Below are 15,462 nucleotides of genomic sequence, written 5' to 3' on the forward strand. Positions count from 1 at the left end.
ACATGAGTCAACCCGCCGCGATGAAGAACTCGCGACGGGCTGCGGGAAGTTGAGCGCGCGTCAGTCGGCGGCGGGGATCCGGTACTCGAAAACGAACTGGTCAGCGGCCATGAGCGTGTCGCAGACCTCAACGACGAGGCCCTCGGTCGTCCGCGCTTCACGGACTAGATGGACCACTGGCGCACCGGGGCTCAGTGCCAGCTCGGACGCCTCGGCCTTGGAGGCCGGACGCGCCTGGAGCGTCTCGACGAACTCGGCGAACTCGTGCCCGTGGTCTTCGAGTCGGGCGTAGATGCCACCGCCGCCGGGGTTCTCGGCGAAGAGCTCGGGGATCTCCTTGACGACGTCCCACGGCAGGTACGAAGTTGCGGTCTCGACGGGCGTGCCGTTGCGGAAGTAGACGCGTCGCCGGGCGAGCACCTGAGTGCCGGCGGGGACGCCCAATCGCTGGGCCGCATCCTCGGGGGCCTCCATCGGCCCGATGTAGAGGACGCTCACCTTGGCCGTGGCGCCGGACTGTGCCGACTCGGCGAGGTACGCGGCCTTGCCGCCCCGGCGAAGCGAGCGCCGGAAACGATCAGAGGAGCGGTGCCGTACCGGCGGCCGATCCTTCACGATCGAGCCCTTGCCGTGCCGAGTCTCAACGAGGCCGCTCGCGCGCACCTCCACCATGGCCTTACGGATCGTGCCGCCCGAGACGCCGTAGCGCTCGACCAGGTCCGACTCACTCGGCACCATCTCACCAGGCTTGAGGACGCCCGCCCGGATCTGCTGCACGATCTCCTCGGCGATCTGCACGTATCGAGGTACGGACCTCTCACCTCCTACCGCTGTTCCCATAGTCCTTCTCTTCCTCCTATGCTCCTGTACATGAGTAACAGTGCCCAGGAAGGCCAGTCAACGCCGCTGCACTCCGTGTCCGTGGCCGGAGTCGTAGTGCGCGAGGACGGACGCCTCCTGGCGATCCGCCGTGCCGACAACGGCACTTGGGAGCTCCCCGGCGGAGTGCTCGAATTGGACGAGGCCCCTGAGACGGGCGTCGCCCGGGAGGTCCTGGAGGAGACGGGCATCCACGTCGAGGTGGACGAGCTCACCGGGGTCTACAAGAACACGACCCGGGGCATCGTGGCCCTGGTCTTCCGCTGCAAGCCTTCCGGCGGTGCCGAGCGCACGTCGAGTGAGTCAACGGCCGTCGCATGGCTCACGCCCGACGAAGTCAGCGAGCGCATGGCCGAGGTCTTCGCGATCCGGCTCTTGGACGCCTTGGACGGCAACGGTCCCCACGTGCGGAGCCACGACGGCAAGCGCCTCATCTCAGCGGGATAAGACTTTCCCTACTTCATCAAGGCCCGCGCACGGCGCGGGCGCGCGCCGCCTCGACGGCGCGGCCTGCCTCTGTCTTCGCCCCGGCTGGCCGCGCCAAGGCGGCGCGCTGGCGAGCTGCAGGCATGAGATGGGAGACACCCTCTGTGGCTGGGGCCGGTCGGCTCCACGGCTTTAGGCAGCCACTTTGGGGCGAGCCTCGAAGATCATGGCCCCAACGTCGTGCTTTACCGGGCAGGTCCACAGACTGCCCGACGCGCCGGAAGCTTACGGGGCCATGATCACTCGCCCCAAAGCAGCTCCAGCCCAAAGCCGCTCCGTAAGGTGTTTGGCGGTCCGGAAGAGTGGGGTGTGGCTCTAAAGTCGCTTGCCCCCGGTGGCTCCGGTGGAGTGGCCGCCCCGCTCTTCGGGACGCCCGGGCCGCTGATTGAGATGTGCGAATCGGTCGCTGTTTACGGAGCTGACGGCGGGGTGTCCTCGGACCGGAACGGCACGCTGCCCGAGGCCGAGGAGAGGCACATGACCACACAGTTGCCCTGTTTATGGGTCGGTATCGACGCCAGCAAGGCCCACCACTGGTGGGTCGCCATCAACGACACCGGAACCACCGTCTGGAGCCGGAAGGTCAGCAACGACGAGGCCGTCATCCTCGCCGGCCTGAGCGAGATCCTTGCACTGGCCGGTGAGGTCCGCTGGGCCGTGGACCTCACCGGCACCGCGCCCGCCTTGTTGCTGACCCTGCTAGCCGACCACGGCCAACGAGTCGTCTACGTGCCAGGCCGAACGGTCAACCGCATGGCCGGCGCCTACCGGGGCGAGGCCAAGACCGATGCCCGCGACGCCTACGTCATCGCCGAGACAGCCCGTCTGAGGAGGGACTTCTCCCCCGTCGAGGTGCCCACGAACCTGGTTGCCAACCTGGCTCTGCTCACGACCCACCGCTCCGACCTGATCGCCGACCGGGTCCGCCTGCTCAACCGTCTCCACGACGTGCTCACCGGCATCAGTCCTGCCCTGGAAGCGGCCTTCGACTACGCCGACCACAAGGGCGCCCTGGTCCTGCTCACCGGCTACCAGACCCCCGGCGCCCTGCGCCGCTGTGGCCAGGCCCGTCTGACCCGCTGGCTCGCCGCACGAGGCGTGCGCCACGCCGAAACGGTCGCCGCCACCGCCCTCACCGCCGCGCATGCCCAGCACATCCAGCTGCCCGGTCAGGACACGGCCGCGGGCATCACCGCGGACCTCGCCGCGCAGGTGCTGGCCTTGGACGAACGGCTCAAGCAACTCGACCGGCAGATCAGCGACACCTTCCACACCCACCCGCAAGCCGCTGTCATCGAGTCGATGCCGGGGATCGGCCCCATCCTCGGCGCCGAGTTCCTTGTCGCCGCGGGTGATCTGGCTTCCTACCCCGACGCCGGTCACCTCGCCTCCGCTGCCGGCCTGGTCCCCGTCGCCAAAGACTCCGGACGTCGCACCGGCAACCTCCGCCGACCTCAGCGCTACAGCCGCCGCCTGCGCAGAGTTTTCTACCTCTCCGCACAGACCAGCATCATCCGCGACGGCCCCAACCGGACCTACTACCTCAAGAAACGCGCCCAAGGACACAAGCACATACCCGCCGTCATTGCCCTCGCCCGCCGTCGCGTCGACGTGCTCTGGGCCCTGCTCCGCGACAACCGCCCCTTCGCCACGAGCCCACCAGCAAGGACGCGTACCACCACAGCAGCTTGACCCAGTCGAGAAGACTCCGCCGACCGCCATCACAAGTGCGGCGTGCATGATGACGCAGTGCAAACACTTCTGGTCAAGTGCGGACGACGGGGGAACCGTGGCCTACCAACTCAGCTTCTTCTGCCGCTCTGGAGAAGACAGCGGCGACGAGGCGCTTGATCGCCTGCTGGACCACCTCCTGGAGAGCGGCGACCGACTGGTGGGCGAGTGGCTGGGGCCGTTCGAGAATTCGGTGGCCGCGTTCAGGCTCGGCACTGGTTCCAGCGACAGCGACAGGCCAGTCGCGGACTTGCTGACACTGGAAGTACACGTGGGCGTAGCAGAGATCGCAGAGTCTGTGATCACTGCATCGCCTAATGACGAGCAGGGCATCTGGGGGTGCGACCTGCTCGCCACCGTCACCCTCAGCGGGGACAACCCCGACTGGGCTCTGCTGCACCGCATTTGGGCCGCCGTGGTGAGCCTGTGGAAGGCGGTTCCTTGGGACGAGTCGTCCGGGTTCGAGATCGCTGCCGGCATGCCGCAGCTCTGAGCTACTACCAAGATCACGGCCAGTTGCGGCGCCGGTCAGCAACGCCGCAGGCCAGGCACCACCCACATACGCGATCTCCAGACTGATGCTGAAGCACCCGGCGAACGGCGCTTGACTGGGTCATTAAGACTCCACCGACCTCAAAATAGCGGCCTACGGGTCAAGATCTGCCAACTACGAGAGTTTTCGGATCACGCTGTCATACTTGTCCTGGATGTGGTCTTCTTTGATTTTTCCGTTACGGGCCTGGCGCAGAAATACCATCAGGTCTTTTTCATTGAGCGGTAACACGAATCCCTTGTTGTGCATAGCAATCCGCTTAATGTGCCCATAGTAAGAGGCTTTCATCTCACCCCGAAACACCACGACGATGAATCCGCCACCGAAGTCGTTGAGGTAGTAGCTCAATTGATGAAAGTCGTCAGCGTGCAGTTCCGCATAGTTCTTACACTCCCAAATCACCTGGGTAGCGCCGTACCTAGTACGCATCGCCTCCCAGAATCCACCGCTTGCTCGGTTCGATGTGATCCAATCCCTGATGACCCTGCCATCGCTATCTCGGGATTTCGGCTCCACATTCCCAAGGGCACGGAAGAAGCACAGACGAATTACGTCCCCGACTACTTCCTCAAAGTCCTGCGCACCAGCAGTACCCAGCTCGATTTGCTTGAGATCCTCCATGAGCATCTCGATGTGAGTAACGTACTCAGTTCTTTCGAGACCGCCAGGCAGATCCTCAATCTTTCCAATTTTCCCAAACTCAACATCTTCGGGAACGCTTCTGACAAGTGTGTCTTGGAGATCCAGCGCGTCCCAGTAACAACGATGGATGACGATATCCGTCGTGTCACTTACTGGAGGCGGGCTGGTATCGAGCGGCCCCAGAGCGCGGAATTTAGGAGCCTTCCCGGCAGCTCTAATTCCAACAAATCCGATGTCATAAAGAAGGCGGATGAACTTCTCAGGCGATGCATTGACAGAGAGCCATGACCCACAGAGCTGCACAACCTCTGAATCTTTCATCAATTTCCTGATGAGATCCTCGACCGCGCCAAAGGTGAAAGAATTACCGAGCCCATAGAAGCGCGAAAGTACGGTCGCTATCTGAGGGAAGTTCTCTGAGTACTCGTCACCGAGATCACGGAATCGGTTGTCCGAGAACCGGCGTCGGGCCTGCTGAACATCCTCAAGAAGAATCTTGTCGTGACCCGCCCCTTGCGCGGCTTCCACGGCATTGCTGGTATAAATCAAAATGTCGCGTGGTCGCCTCTGGCAGTACGTTAGAACGTTACTCCACGCCTCATCCGGGTGCTCAAAGAATGCCTGCCAAGTTGCGCCCCGCAGACCGAATTTTGCCGTCAGGTTTCGATTCAGGCGCTTCTCAATGACCTCCAAAAGTTGGCGCTCATTCCACTCCATCCCAACCACCGCAGTCTCAAGCCGGGAAGACTCAGTATCGAGTGCCCGTACTCGCTCAAAGATGTTCTCCCGAAGAAAAATGATCGCGCGAGCCCATGGGATCTGAGTAGAGACTTCCTGGCATGCATGCATGAACGCCGTCAGGTAGATAAGCCCTTCGTCACTCCCTTCCCAATAATCATCGATACTGTCAATCAGCACCGTATGCGTAGCGATACCCTCGGACGATAGTTGCTTCATCTCGTCCGCCACTTTGCGAGCGACCTTGTTCTCTGCGAGCCACCGCTCGTCATCGCCATCAGCAAGTGCGCCACTGATTCGCGCAATGATTTTCAGGCAGCGCATGTCAAAATCCATGGCGGCATAAGAATCTAGTTCAGCTTGGATTTCGCTCGGCAACCTATCGCGTCCTGGGCGTTCCCGGTGCCACATGGAGACGATTTCTACTTGCAACGCTCTACGAAACGCCGAAACAAGGGACCTGAATGGCTTCTGTTTGACGTTAGTGAGTAGCTCGACCTCTTGCAAGGTTGAAGAAGGGCTGAAGATCTCCGGAACGATGACACACGTAGCGCCGCCGTTAATTCCGCAATACTTCCTAACCGCTGTCTTTCCGGTTCCGCGCCGCCCCACAAAGAACACCTTTCCGCTGTCCGGATCCAAGGCGGCTTCGAGCGCAGGGGTGTGAACATAGATGCCTGGGTCACTCAGAGCGGCATCATATTCAGCGAAGGACTGACCAATATTGATCCGCTTGATCGCATCCTTGGGAAGGCGAAGGCCAGTGGAAGGCTGCGCCACTTCCCGTGCAGGAGAAGCAACCGGTTCCGGCGTTCCGGATGGCTTTGGTGCCCTACTTCTCTTACGACGAACCACGGCAGCTCCCCACACCGACGACGCTCGATTCGCACCATAGTGCCTGACCCAGTGCGTAAGCGCCCAGGAAACGAGTGAAATCACAACTTCTGCGACCAGCGGCACGAGCTGGGAGCCGTGCGACATCACCGCCAGCACTCTCATCGCCCTCATCTAGAGGATGAGCATGGGGCCGTCCCTGGACCCCCAGGTCAGCCGACCTCCACCGACAACGACAGAAGCCCACGGCATCCGGCCTGGTACCGGTCGGCATGTCTGGTGGCGCTGGGCCGACCGGCCGGACGAGCCTTCGGATGCCCGCCCAGTGCCTGATCTGTTCCGCTGACATCCAACGCTGACATCAACGAGCGCGGACGGCGGCGACACGCGGCAACCACTTCCGGCACCGATACCCAACGCGAGTACCGACCAGGACGAGGGTAGATCGAACTCCTAAAGCGGGTGTCGCAGGTTCGAATCCTGCCGGGGGCACAGTCTCTGAACAGCGCGTTTACCTCTCTGAGGTGGGCGTGCTGTTCTTCTTTAGCCATGGCCATGACCATGAATAGGTTCGAGAACCGGAGCACCCTACGTAGACAAAGCGACGTCAGCGCGGCAGCATCCGTCCCAGCGGGGCCTGCTTCCAAGTACGGGTCGACGTCAGCGCCACCCTCCCTCTCACGAGGGTCCTTCTCCGACCCAGGGGAACCTTGGCACTGGGGTGACAGGATGGACCCATGGTGCTTCAGGTGGGGGTCAAAGCGCTCCAGAGGAGACGAGATCAACTGCGCGACTCAGCGGAGTCTGTTGACTCGAATAGCGCGCTTGGAGACGTGGCCACGGTCTGTCTCCTCCTCTTCTACGCCGCCGAGTGCGGGCTCAAGGAACGGCTGCTCGTTCGGCAAGGGCACCGCGACTCTGCAGCCTTGGAGGCCACCCATGACCTTCGCAAACTGGCAAAGGAACTGCGGCTGCCTCGGGTCATGGGTGCGCGCCTCGACCGGCTTCAGAGTTGCAAGATGCACCCGCCCACGCGTGGCTCTGTCGCCCTCGCCGATCTACATCAGGCATGGCGCTATGGTGCAAAGCTTGACTCGGAGGACGAGAAGGAAGCCCAGGAAGCGCTTCGCGCTCTGATCAGCTGGTGCCAGCAGGACTAGGGGTAGGAGTACGTGGTCGTGGCCGAACTAACTGACCTGGAAGGGTTGGCTCCCCCCGAGCATCTCTTCACTTGGGTTGACGTGGAAGAGCACCTGGCTCTCCTGGCGGCAGCGGGCCGATGGCCGCGTTGGCTACAGGCAGCGGATGGCTGGTGGGACGGCCTAGAGCTCGTTGTCTCACCTGGTACGGATGCCGAAGAAGTGAAGCGATGGTTGGACGAAGCTTTCGGAACGGGTTCGGCCGAATGGCACGACGCCACGCTGGTGCTGGCGCTCGACGACCCGAGGGCGACTGAGTTTGTTGGCCTGCCCGTCATGCTCAGCCCCGAACCGGAGAACGTGAACCAACCGCGACGTGTCCCGCTGCTGCGCGAGAAGCACATCACTCCGCAGCTGGCGAACCCGCTGGAAAGGCCCGCCGACGAGTCCTTTGCCGGCGACGTACAGCTAGTGGCGTTCCATTCATTCAAGGGCGGAGTCGGACGCACGGTCCACGCGGTTGCCATGGCTGATGCGGTGGCCCGGCGTGGCGGGAGCGTCCTGCTGATCGACGCCGATCTCGAGGCCCCCGGAATCACGTGGATGCACAGAGCCCAAGGGGGGCAGCTCGACTTTTGTTATGAGGACCTGCTCGCCCTGTTGCAGGGAGCCGAGGACAGCAGTTGGTCGGCGGCCGTGGAAATCGCCGCCGCTTACCTGCCAAATCAGCAGGTTGGACGGTATACCAGCGGGGGGCGTGTGACCGTGGTCCCGACCAGCCGGAGGCCACTGCTTGGTCCACCTCGGATCGACCCAGCGGATCTGCTCACACCGGGCCGCTCCCCGTACTTCCTGACCGAAGCACTCGTGGCGCTCGCCGCCCGTGTCGGCGCAGACACCATCGTCATCGACCTGCGCGCGGGAGCAACCGAGTTGTCCGCCCCAGTGCTGCTGGACCCGCGGGTCCAGCGCGTGTTCGTCACCACCCTGAGCCACCAGTCACTCGCCGGAACCGAGAGACTGCTGCGGCAACTGGGACACCAGGCACCGACGCTGCAGGGTATTGATCCGGCTAGCTCTGTGATCATCACGCAGTACCGGCAGGATGTGCACGAGGACCAGGCGGAACGCGCACGTAATGAGCTGGGCAGCGCGCTATTCGCGTCGCTCAGGCGGCCGGCCACCGAACCGGGCACTGAGCCTGACGACACCGGCGAAGTAGACACCGACCTCCTTTCCCAGCCACTACTCAGTCCGTTCAGAGAAGAGCTGCTTGCACTCCCCTCCTCCTGGGACGCTGTAATGCGAGTGCTGGAAAGCAGCAAAGTAGCCGAGGCTCTAGAGCCGATTGTGCCCACTTTGGTCGCTCCGGCCGCCCCTGCCGCAGAGGAACGGCCGGAGGCTGTCGACCACACCACGCTGCGTAGCCGACTAGCGGATACCGCTCGACGGTTTATCTATGCCGAACGAGAAGGCATGTCGTCAGCGAGCGGCTTCCTAGTTACCGATCCGCTGCGCAGGTTGCTGGGAGATCACCGTACAGAGCCGCCCGTAGCGCTCGTGGTGGGTGCCAAAGGCGCAGGCAAGACCTTCATGTACGCGAAGGCATGTGCAGCCCGGTCCTGGGACAGGTTCGCCAAGCAGTCTGGCATCGAGGGCGTTCAGCTAACTGTGCCTGTGGTCCCAGTGCTTGAGTCGGACAACCTGGAGTATGACGACGTAACAACGCAGGACTTGCGCAATGCATTCGTGGCAGGACACAGCGGGGAGTCGGGCCAGGGTGCCACCTCTCAGGAAATCAAGGACCGGCTGAAGACGGGCCTCACAACGCTCAATGCGCAGGACGAGCTTCAATGGCGGCACTTGTGGCTTGAGTGCCTGGCTATCGCGGCAGGCGTACGGCCGTCTGAAAGCAGCAGTGCGGAAGCCGCCCTGACCGAGCTCGGTAGGCGAGCGCGGGCTGTGTTCGTCATCGACGGGCTTGAGGACTTGCTGCAGTCGCTCGACAACGAGTCCAAGCGCACAGCACTGCGCGTATTGCTGATCGACGTTCTCGCCTGGCTGCGCTCGCTGCGGGGGCGTCCTCTTGGGCTGGTTGTCTTCGTCCGTCAGGATCTGGTGACGCGGGCTGTGCGCCAGAACAGTGGGCAGCTCTTGGCCCGGTACGAGCCGTACGCGCTGCGCTGGGACAAGGAAGAGGCATTGCGGCTCGCGCTGTGGGTAACCGCTCACGCCCGCGCGCTACCTACGCCCGTGGACGAGTCCCAGATCACTGAGCTGTCGTACGACGACCTCGTGGAGACCCTCATCCCAGTGTGGGGCTGGAAGATGGGAACAGAGAAGTCCAAGGAAGCACGTTCTCACCTCTGGGTGCCCGCTGCCCTCGGTGATTTCAATGACCAGGTGCAAGCCAGGGACGTGGTCGTGTTTCTGTCCGAGGCAGCACAGTTGTCGATTCCCCAGACGGCGTGGGAAGACCGCGTGCTGGTCCCCGGGGCCATGCGCAAGGCACTGCTCGCCTGCAGCACGAACAAGATCGACTCGATTCAGCAGGAGAATCAGGAAGTCGGCGAGCTGTTGAGCCGACTACAGCAGGTACGCAAGCCAGTGACGGTGCCCTTCGAGTTGGAGGAGGTGGAAATCTCAGTACAGGAAGCGGATTTCCTCGTGGACTCCGGGGTCTTCGCTCGAGGCAACGATGGTCGCTACTGGGTGGCCGAGATCTATCGACACGGTCTGGGGTACGGAAGCGAGCGCAGAGCCAAGGTGCTGTGGCGACGATGACAGCGCTGAAAACGCCCCGCCGGTCGCGAAGATGTCGCGATACCCCAGGGTCCGCGACTGCAGAACGCGCAGGCGGGCTGGTCTGCAGAACGGATGCAGCACACATGAGCATGGGAAGCCCCACAGACACTTGAGAACTACGGAGGAGCGTTTCTCTAGCCTCGCGCTTTCATGAAGCGGGCTGTCCGGCAGGCGGTCAGGAAAGCAGAAAGTGCCCCTGACCAGCAAGAATGAGGATTGTCTAGGTCCTTGTTCCTGCCACCGCCGGAGGCACTTCCCAGGTGAAGCACCCTATCGGGTCCTACCCCCGTGTCCGCGTCCAGGACGAGGGCCGCCAGGTCGTCACCCAGGCCGGGTCGGTCCTGCTCGTCGAAACGGTCCGCAAGACCGGTCTTGACCAGGCCATATCCCAGGCTCTGGCTCCGTGGCGCAAACCGCGGGCCGTCCACGATCCCGGCAAGATCCTCCTGGACGTCGCCATGGCGGTCGCACTGGGCGGGGACTGCCTCGCGGACGTCGCGATGCTGCGGTGCGCGCCGGCCGTCTTCGGCCCGGTCGCCTCCGACCCGACCGTCTCCCGTCTGATCGACACCCTCGCCGCCTCCGGCGAGAAAGCCCTGCAGGCCATCCGGTCCGCACGCTCCGAAGTCCGGCGGCATGCCTGGTCGTTGGCCGGCGAGAACGCCCCGGACGCCGACGGTCAGATCACCGTCGACCTCGACGGCGTCCTCGTGATCGCGCACTCCGACAAGCAGGCCGCGGCCGCGACCTGGAAGAAGACCTACGGCCATCACCCCCTGACGGCCTTCGTCGACCACGGACCGGGCGGAACCGGTGAGCCCGTCGCTGCCCTCCTCAGACCGGGAAACGCGGGCTCCAACACCGCCGCCGACCACATCACCACCGCCCAACTCGCCCTGGCCCAACTGCCCAAGCCCTACCGGCGAGGGCGGCAGACGCTGATCCGCACGGACTCCGCCGGTGGCACCCACGACTTCGTGTCCTGGCTTGCGAAGCGGGGCCGATGGCTGTCCTACTCGGTCGGCATGACGGTCACCGAAGCGATCCACGAACACGTACTGAAGGTCCCCGCCTCGGCCTGGACCCCGGCCGTCGAGGCCGACGGTGAGGCCCGGGACGGGGCTTGGGTCGCCGAGCTCACCGGCAAGCTCCTGGACGGCTGGCCCAAGGGCATGCGACTGATCGTCCGAAAGGAACGGCCCCATCCTGGTGCCCAGTTGAGGATCACGGACGCGGACGGCATGCGGATCACGTGCTTCGCGACCAACACCACCGGCCGGCCGATCGCCGCCCTCGAACTCCGTCACCGGCTCCGGGCACGGGCCGAGGACCGGATCCGGGCCGCCCGGGCCACCGGCCTGCGCAACCTGCCCCTGCACGACACCGCCCAGAACGGGGTCTGGCTGGAGATCGTCCAGATCGCGCTCGACCTGCTGGCCTGGATGCCCATGCTCGCCCTGACCGGCCGGGCGAGGCTCTGGGAACCGCGTCGCCTGCGGTTCCGCCTGTTCTCCGCAGCCGGCCAGCTCGTCACCACCGGTCCCGCGCAGGATCCTTCGCCTCGCCCGGCACTGGCCCTGGACCGGCGACATCACCGCCGCCCTCGAACGGCTCGCGCTCCTGCCCGACCCCGGCTGACCAACAACCCACCGTCCCTGCGACAGCATCACCCGCCCCGGGCAGTGGAACCCGGCGCCCACCCGACGCGACAGCCGGGCCACCGACCTGCCCACCATCAGCTCCGGAAAGCAAAAGGGCCCACCGACTCCTTGGGTTCTAGTGGTCGTTGCAACACCCCAGCTCAGGGGATGCAATGGACTTCGAGATCCGTAGGGATCGGACGGCTCAGGGCCCTGTGAGGCTGAGGCGGGAGCGTGCGGAATACTCCCGGCTCGTGCAGCAGGGCTACAGCAACAAGGAAGCCTGCCGGCTCGTCGGGATCGACGCTCGAACCGGCAGGAAGTGGCGTAACGGCCGCAGCGCCGACCGCAGACAGAAGGCGGCACCACCGATCAATGCGGTGGTGCCGCCTTCCGGTCCGTCCCGGTATCTGCGTGAGGCCGACCGGATCCACATAGCCGACCGGCTACGGGAGAAGGCGACAGTCCGGGCGATCGCTGCCGAGCTGGGCCGCAGCCCGTCCACCGTCAGCCGGGAGATCCGCCGCAACCGGCACCCCGGCAACGGCCAGTACCGCCCGCACGCCGCCCAGGCCCGCGCCGACGCCCGCAGGCCCCGGCCCAAGCCGGGCAGGACCGGCCAGAACCCCGAGCTGCGGAACTTCATCCAGGACCACCTGGACCTACGGTGGAGTCCGGAGCAGATCTGCCAGGCTCTGCGGGCACAGTCCCCCCAGCGGCCGGAGATGCACGTGGTCCACGAGACGGTCTACCAGCCCCTCTACGTCCAAGGCCGGGGCGAACTGCGCCGCGAACTGGCCCGCGCCCTGCGGACCGGCCGCACCCGGCGCAAGCCGCGCCGCCAGGCCCAGCAGCGCCAGCCGCGGTTCTCCACCCCCATGGTCATGATCAGCGAACGGCCCGCCGAAGCGGAGGACCGGGCCGTGCCCGGCCACTGGGAGGGCGACCTCATCATCGGCAAGGACGGAAAGTCGGCCATCGGCACCCTGGTCGAGCGTGCCACCCGCTACGTCATGCTCCTGCACCTGCCCGGCGACCACAGCGCCGAGAGCGTCCGCGACGCGCTGGTCACCACGGTGCAGACCCTGCCCTCCCACCTCCGCAGGTCCCTGACCTGGGACCAGGGAAGCGAGATGGGCGCGCATGGCGGGTTCACCATCGCCACCGGCATCCCCGTCTACTTCTGCGACCCCGCCAGTCCCTGGCAGCGCGGCTCCAACGAAAACACCAACGGCCTGCTGCGGCAGTACTTCCCCAAGGGCACCGACCTCTCGCTCCACACCCCCGAGCACCTGACCGCCGTGGCCACCGAGCTCAACGGCCGCCCACGCAAAACGCTCGGCTGGGAAACCCCAGCCGAGCGCCTGCATAAGCTACTCGCGGCCTGATCAAACCAACCACGTGTTGCGACGATCCCTAGAAACCGCCCTCCGTCGGCGGACCCCCGCGAAAGATCGAGGCTAGGCGAAACGCACTACAGCCAGCGTTTCTGCAGGTCACAGCCCCGCCTCGAGAAAACTCCTAAAGCGGGTGTCGCAGGTTCGAATCCTGCCGGGGCACGACAAAAAAAGGCCAGCTCAGGAGGGTTTCCTCTCAGGCTGGCCCTTCGTCGTGTCGAGGCCGTGCCACACGCGTGCCAGTTGCTGAGATTCGTCACGTAATGTCGCGTGCCCCCAGCCCTCAGCCCAGAACTGCGGCGATGTCTGGGGCAAAGGCGGCTTCGCTCGAAGGTAACCTCTGCCGGGGCCTTCCACGATGCACGTAGCTGAGACGCGGCGCGCGTTGAGCCCGCGACCCAACGCGCTTTGGAGCGGACGGAGTTGGCGCCGTATACCGTTGCCTCTTCACCTGTCGTTCGTGGAGGCCACCTGTGTCCGATGAGTCGGTAGAGACCATGCTCACCCACATTCCGCCAGACGGGGTCGCCCCAGGGAACGGCTATAGCCATGTGGTTGTGGGTGAAGGCCGACTGGTCGTCATCTCCGGGCAGGTCGCACTGGACGAACAGGGAAACGTGGTCGGGAAGGGCGACGCGGCCGCCCAGGCCCGTCAGGTCTTTGAGAACCTGCGGCGCTGCCTGGCGGCAGGCGGCGCGACGTTCGCCGAGGTCGCCAAGTTGACCTTCTACGTCACCGACGTCGCCATACTGCCGGAGGTACGGGCCGCCCGCGACGCGCACATCGACACCGCGCGTCCGCCTGCCAGTACCGCGGTGCAGGTGGCCGCCCTGTACCGGCCGGAGCTCATGCTGGAGGTAGAAGCCCTCGCCATAGTCCCTCGGTGACTCGGTAAGCCTGGGGCCGGGCGGTCGGACGGGTTACTGTTCTTTGGTCTCGCCCCGGGTGAAGACGCGGCCGACCTCCGGCCAGGCACCGCCTCGCTTCCGCACGGGCTTGTGACCTGCGGCCACCGACTGATCGTCTGTGGCGCCCGAACCCAACCGCCACGGGGAACGCTTCACCACAGCGATCACGGGTCAGGGCGTGGGAAATCCGTGGACGGGCCCGCGGCAGATCACTTAGCGTGTGGCTCCACGCCCTGAGACGGATGGAAGGAGGTGAGTGCCGTGCGGTTCACACCTTTCCAGCGCTCCCCCTTTCCGCTGTCCCGGCGTGGTTCGTGAGTTCTGACCGGGAGCGCTCCAAGCAGCCTGTATCCCGGAGGAATCCATGACCGATCCGGTCATCCGCGCGCTCTCCGCGAGCGATGCTCATCTCTTCGACGCACTCCCCGACCCCCTGGGCGCCCGTGAAGGCCATCGGCGTACCCGGTTCCGCCCCGACTGGAAGCGCGTCGCCCTGCGCGACGGCGAGGTCGTCGCACGCGGCGCGTGGTGGGGCGGCCCCGACGACTCGGAGCCCGTCAACATCAACTGGTTCGACGTGGCCGAAGGTGAGGAGGAGGCCGGGGCCGAACTCCTGCGCTCCGCTCCCTGGCAGGTCGAACTCGAGATCAACCTGCCCGGCGGCTGGCGGGAGAAGACCGACCTGCGCGCCGCCGCCGAGGCGCGCTTCGCCGCCGCACGAGCCGCGGGGTACGAACTCCTGGTGGAACGCTTCCTGTACCGCTGGACCCCGGAGCGAGGTCTGCCCGAGCGGCCCGGACGCCTGCGCTTCCGCGCCGAACCCGACGACACCGTGTTCTTCGACGCGTTGCGCCGCATCCACTCCGCCACCCTGGACGCCCACGCGCTCAAGGCCATCGAGGAGGGCGGCCTCGACCAGGCCGCCCGGGAGGAACTCGACTTCTTCCACTGGTGCCCCTCCCCACGGGAGTGGTGGCAGACGGCGTACACGCCGGAAGGCGACCTGGCCGGTATCCACATCCCGGCCCACAACCCCTCCGGCCCTATCATCGGGTTCATCGGTGTCGTCCCGGAACAGCGCGGTCGCGGCTATGCCTACGACCTCCTCGCGGAGTGCACCCACCTCCTCGTCGAGCAGGGCGCGGAGTTCGTCAGCGGAGCGACGGACCAGGGCAACTTCCCCATGGCCGCGAACTTCGCCAAGGCCGGCTTCCCTGTCATCACTGAACGCGTCAACTTCCACCCGGCGGGCCAAGCGGCCCAGCGGCCCAGCGAGGAGTAGCACGCGCTGAGGGGTCCGGTCCGAGGGCAGGTCCGGACCCCTTGTCAGCGACATTCGGGATCTGCGTTGTGGGCCCGCCGCCTGCTCGGTCGTAGCGGTTTGCCTGGGAGCGGTCCCGGTGGGAGTGGGTGTCGAAGTCTGTTCGGAGGGGTGCAGGGCGTGTCCGCAGACTTCGGGTCCTGGATCGAATCGCTTGGTCCTGGTCCTCACTGTTGACGAAGGACACCCTCGGAGTTGCTTGCCACGGGGGCTGAACGGCCGATTGCGCTGGTGCATCCCGGGCTCCGCGTGGGCCGGGCCACAGGCGACGAGGTCTACGGCGGCGATCCGCAACCACGGTCCGCGCCGGAAGAGCGCATGGCCGGCTACGTACTCACCGTCGCCTGCCCAGCCGAAGTCCCCACCGCTGCGGGAGAGTTCCGTGCGAA

10 protein-coding genes, 1 tRNA gene and 1 pseudogene are annotated in these 15,462 nt (G+C 65.2%); 10 read left to right on the forward strand and 2 right to left on the reverse strand.

Annotation, left to right across the window (positions count from 1 at the left end; translation table 11 throughout):
* Positions 1-60 precede the first annotated feature (60 nt).
* The gene (locus GWK25_RS38430) at positions 61-840 is read right to left on the reverse strand and encodes a GntR family transcriptional regulator (RefSeq protein ID WP_215456093.1); all 780 of its coding nucleotides are present in this window, start codon (positions 838-840) and stop codon (positions 61-63) included.
* Between the two features lie 18 nt (positions 841-858).
* Here GWK25_RS38430 and GWK25_RS38435 point away from each other — a divergent pair, with 18 nt between their 5' ends.
* From GWK25_RS38435 to GWK25_RS38445, 3 genes are all read left to right on the forward strand, one after another.
* Positions 859-1,326 (forward strand): NUDIX hydrolase, encoded by a 468-nt coding sequence (locus GWK25_RS38435; protein WP_215456094.1) that lies wholly within the window; start codon positions 859-861, stop codon positions 1,324-1,326.
* A gap of 516 nt (positions 1,327-1,842) precedes the next feature.
* Positions 1,843-3,057, forward strand: a complete 1,215-nt coding sequence (locus tag GWK25_RS38440) for an IS110 family transposase (protein ID WP_215456098.1) — start codon at positions 1,843-1,845, stop codon at positions 3,055-3,057.
* 97 nt (positions 3,058-3,154) lie between these two features.
* Positions 3,155-3,589, forward strand: a complete 435-nt coding sequence (locus GWK25_RS38445; protein WP_215456106.1) for a hypothetical protein — start codon at positions 3,155-3,157, stop codon at positions 3,587-3,589.
* Positions 3,590-3,763: 174 nt separating this feature from the next.
* Here the strand turns inward: GWK25_RS38445 and GWK25_RS38450 are convergent, their stop codons facing one another.
* Entirely contained in the window at positions 3,764-6,028 is a 2,265-nt protein-coding gene (locus GWK25_RS38450) for a LemA family protein (RefSeq protein ID WP_215456109.1), read from the reverse strand.
* Positions 6,029-6,600: 572 nt separating this feature from the next.
* Here GWK25_RS38450 and GWK25_RS38455 point away from each other — a divergent pair.
* The 7 genes and pseudogenes from GWK25_RS38455 (at position 6,601) to GWK25_RS38485 (ending at position 15,034) form a co-directional block, all read left to right on the forward strand.
* Complete coding sequence (locus GWK25_RS38455) at positions 6,601-7,023, forward strand: hypothetical protein (RefSeq protein WP_215456114.1); 423 nt, start codon at positions 6,601-6,603, stop codon at positions 7,021-7,023.
* A gap of 18 nt (positions 7,024-7,041) precedes the next feature.
* Positions 7,042-9,786: a KGGVGR-motif variant AAA ATPase gene (locus tag GWK25_RS38460; RefSeq protein ID WP_308404425.1), complete on the forward strand. Its 2,745-nt coding sequence runs from the start codon at positions 7,042-7,044 to the stop codon at positions 9,784-9,786.
* Positions 9,787-10,067: 281 nt separating this feature from the next.
* Positions 10,068-11,445: pseudogene (locus GWK25_RS38465) on the forward strand (IS1380 family transposase).
* A 175-nt stretch (positions 11,446-11,620) separates the two neighbouring features.
* Positions 11,621-12,835, forward strand: coding sequence for an IS30 family transposase (locus GWK25_RS38470; protein WP_215451804.1), 1,215 nt, complete (start codon positions 11,621-11,623; stop codon positions 12,833-12,835).
* Positions 12,836-12,937: 102 nt separating this feature from the next.
* Positions 12,938-13,007 (forward strand) — tRNA-Ser (locus GWK25_RS38475).
* A gap of 334 nt (positions 13,008-13,341) precedes the next feature.
* Entirely contained in the window at positions 13,342-13,731 is a 390-nt protein-coding gene (locus tag GWK25_RS38480; RefSeq protein WP_215457881.1) for a RidA family protein, read from the forward strand.
* Positions 13,732-14,116: 385 nt separating this feature from the next.
* Positions 14,117-15,034, forward strand: coding sequence for a GNAT family N-acetyltransferase (locus tag GWK25_RS38485; protein WP_215456118.1), 918 nt, complete (start codon positions 14,117-14,119; stop codon positions 15,032-15,034).
* Positions 15,035-15,462 lie beyond the last annotated feature (428 nt).

Source organism: Streptomyces sp. ATCC 21386 (assembly GCF_018728545.1).
In the GTDB taxonomy this organism is placed as follows: domain Bacteria; phylum Actinomycetota; class Actinomycetes; order Streptomycetales; family Streptomycetaceae; genus Streptomyces.

Bases quoted from the DNA above. Each gene is read 5' to 3' on its own strand.
- GWK25_RS38430 (WP_215456093.1), bottom strand. From the start codon at position 840: ATGGGAACAGCGGTAGGAGGTGAGAGGTCCGTACCTCGATACGTGCAG.
- GWK25_RS38435 (WP_215456094.1), top strand. From the start codon at position 859: ATGCTCCTGTACATGAGTAACAGTGCCCAGGAAGGCCAGTCAACGCCG.
- GWK25_RS38440 (WP_215456098.1), top strand. From the start codon at position 1,843: ATGACCACACAGTTGCCCTGTTTATGGGTCGGTATCGACGCCAGCAAG.
- GWK25_RS38450 (WP_215456109.1), bottom strand. From the start codon at position 6,028: ATGAGAGTGCTGGCGGTGATGTCGCACGGCTCCCAGCTCGTGCCGCTG.
- GWK25_RS38455 (WP_215456114.1), top strand. From the start codon at position 6,601: ATGGTGCTTCAGGTGGGGGTCAAAGCGCTCCAGAGGAGACGAGATCAA.
- GWK25_RS38470 (WP_215451804.1), top strand. From the start codon at position 11,621: ATGGACTTCGAGATCCGTAGGGATCGGACGGCTCAGGGCCCTGTGAGG.
- GWK25_RS38480 (WP_215457881.1), top strand. From the start codon at position 13,342: ATGCTCACCCACATTCCGCCAGACGGGGTCGCCCCAGGGAACGGCTAT.
- GWK25_RS38485 (WP_215456118.1), top strand. From the start codon at position 14,117: ATGACCGATCCGGTCATCCGCGCGCTCTCCGCGAGCGATGCTCATCTC.